Origin of the sequence: Mycobacterium sp., assembly GCF_049280035.1 — a bacterium.
GTDB lineage: Bacteria > Actinomycetota > Actinomycetes > Mycobacteriales > Mycobacteriaceae > Mycobacterium.
Map to the genome: position 1 here is coordinate 1 of NZ_JBAPPI010000282.1, position 2,663 is coordinate 2,663.

Consider the following 2,663-nt stretch of genomic DNA (forward strand, 5'->3'; position numbering starts at 1 on the left):
GTGCAGGTTGGCCTGTTTGTCGATCCGGAAGTTGATCTTGCCGCCCTTGATGTCGGCCACGGCCTTGGCGATGTCCGGGGTGACGGTGCCGGTCTTGGGGTTGGGCATCAGGCCACGCGGTCCGAGAATCCGCGCGATCCGGCCGACCTTGGCCATCTGATCGGGCGCGGCGATCGCCGCGTCGAAGTCCAAAAACCCGCCCTGGATCTTCTCGATCAGGTCGTCGCTGCCGACCACGTCGGCGCCCGCCGCGGTGGCCTCATCGGCCTTGTCCCCCACCGCGAACACGGCCACCCGTGCGGTCTTACCGGTGCCGTGCGGCAGGTTGACCGTGCCGCGGACCATCTGGTCGGCTTTGCGCGGGTCAACACCGAGCCGGATCGCCACCTCGACGGTCGAGTCCTGCTTGGTCGACGACGTCTCCTTGGCCAGCTTGGCCGCTTGCAGCGGCGTGTAAAGGTTGGCGTGGTCCACCTTCTCGGCGGCGGCGCGATATGCCTTGCTGTTCTTGCTCATTGGTTATCCAATCTGGTGTTGGGTTGTGGTTGAAAAGCGGGCCGGAGCTGGCCCTCCCACTCTGTTCAACTGTCGGACTCCTCCTCGGGCCATAACGGCCCGCATCGTCGTCCTCCGGTCGAGACCTACTCGACCGTGATGCCCATCGACCGGGCGGTGCCGGCGATGATCTTCGCGCCGGCCTCGATGTCGTTGGCGTTGAGGTCGGCCTTCTTGGTCTCGGCGATTTCGCGGACCTGATCCCAAGTCACCTTGGCGACCTTGTCCTTCTGCGGCTCGGCCGAACCCTTGGCCACGCCTGCGGCTTTCAGCAGCAGCTTGGCCGCCGGCGGGGTCTTGAGGGCAAACGTGAAGCTGCGGTCCTCATAGACGGTGATCTCCACCGGAATAACGTTGCCGCGCTGGGCATCCGTCGCCGCGTTGTAGGCCTTGCAGAACTCCATGATGTTGACGCCGTGCTGGCCGAGTGCCGGTCCGACTGGCGGGGCGGGGTTGGCCTCCCCGGCCTTGATCTGCAGCTTGATCAGCCCGACGACTTTCTTCTTCTTCGGGGCCATGAGTGGTGGTGTTCCTTCCTGAGTTAAATCTTGGAGACCTGGGTAAAGCCCAGTTCCACAGGTGTTTCGCGGCCGAAGATGGACACCAGCACCTTGAGTTTCTGTTGTTCGGCATTGACCTCGTTGATCGTGGCCGGCAGCGTGGCAAACGGCCCGTCCATGACGGTTACCGACTCGCCCACGGCGTAGTCGACCTCGACAACCGGACGCTCCAGCCCAACCTCAGCGGCTGCCGTACTGGCCGCGCCCTTGGCCGGCTTCTTGGCCGCTCCCTGCGGCAGCAGGAACTTCACCACGTCATCCAGCGAGAGTGCCGACGGCCGCGAGGTCGCACCGACAAACCCGGTGACGCCCGGGGTGTTGCGCACCGCCGACCAGGAGTCGTCGGTCAGGTCCATGCGGACCAGGATGTAACCGGGCAGCACCTTGCGGTTGACCTGCTTGCGCTGGCCGTTCTTGATCTCGGTGACCTCTTCGGTGGGCACTTCCACCTGGAAGATGTAGTCGCCGACGTCCAGGTTCTGCACGCGGGTCTCGAGGTTGGCTTTGACCTTGTTCTCGTATCCGGCGTAGGAGTGGATGACGTACCAGTCGCCGGGTTTGGCGCGCAGGTCAGCTTTCAGCGCGGCAGCCGGGTCGACCTCTTCGGGCTCATCGGCCTGCGCCGGCTCTTCGGTTGCAGTGGGTTCCTCGGCCTGCGCCGGCTCATCGGCCTGCGCCGGCTCTTCGGCTGCAGTGGGGTCCTCGGCCTGCGCCGGCTCATCGGCCTGCGCCGGCTCTTCGGCCTGCGCCGGCTCTTCGGCTGCAGTGGGGTCCTCGGCCGCAACCTCATCCACGGACGCAGCAACGTCGTCGGCAGCCGCCTGCGGGTCGGCTTCAGCCTCAGCCGTAACCTCTTCTAACGCCGCTGCGATGTCGACCGCGTTACCCGCGGACAGATCGCCGTCGGAGGTCGTCACGGTTACTCAGTCCTTCCTATACATCAGCACATCAGCTCCTGGGACTCGGCCTCAGCCGAACACCATCAGCACCAGCTTCGCCAGCCCCAGGTCCACCACGCCGATCAGCGCGACCATGAACACCAGGAATGCCAGCACCACCGAGGTGTAGGTGCCCATCTGCTTGCGGTTGGGCCAAATGACCTTGCGCAGCTCGGCAACGACCTGCTTGAGGTAGTTGTAGACGTAGACGATCGGGTTGGTCGACTGCGTTCCTGATTTGCGGGCCTTCTTGGCCTTCTTGGGCTTCTTGCCCGCCTCGTCGTCTGCGGCGCTCTCAGTGAGCTCGACCGCACCCGACGAGCTTTCGTCATCGGTGTCGTCGCCATCGGCTCGCTGACGGGACCGCTTGCCGGTGGGACGCTGCGGCCGCGTCACCACTGCCGTGCGGCCTCCGAGCTGATCCTCGGCTCCGCCGTCGGCTGCGGCGTCGGCATCGTCGTGCTCGTCGCTCACCGCATACTCCATTCGTTCAACATCGCGTTTTGTGGTCACCCTCCAGTGTCCACCATGGCACGTATTCAGCAGGGGCGACAGGACTTGAACCTGCAACCTGCGGTTTTGGAGACCGCTGCTCTGCCAGTTGAGCTAC

The 2,663-nt window shown here is 64.8% G+C and carries 4 protein-coding genes; all 4 read right to left on the reverse strand.

Translation table 11 applies throughout. From position 1 onward, the window contains the following. Window positions 1-516 (reverse strand): 50S ribosomal protein L1 (gene rplA, locus WAN71_RS09345; RefSeq protein WP_422225060.1); only part of this gene is annotated, 516 nt, incomplete at its 3' end. A 125-nt stretch (window positions 517-641) separates the two neighbouring features. Next, on the reverse strand, window positions 642-1,073 hold the full coding sequence (gene rplK, locus WAN71_RS09350) for a 50S ribosomal protein L11 (RefSeq protein ID WP_422225061.1): 432 nt from the start codon (window positions 1,071-1,073) through the stop codon (window positions 642-644). A 23-nt stretch (window positions 1,074-1,096) separates the two neighbouring features. Next, a complete protein-coding gene (gene nusG / locus WAN71_RS09355; RefSeq protein ID WP_422225063.1) occupies window positions 1,097-1,987 on the reverse strand; it encodes a transcription termination/antitermination protein NusG in 891 nt (296 codons plus the stop codon). A gap of 96 nt (window positions 1,988-2,083) precedes the next feature. Then, window positions 2,084-2,527, reverse strand: a complete 444-nt coding sequence (gene secE / locus WAN71_RS09360; RefSeq protein WP_422225062.1) for a preprotein translocase subunit SecE — start codon at window positions 2,525-2,527, stop codon at window positions 2,084-2,086. Window positions 2,528-2,663: the final 136 nt, after the last annotated feature.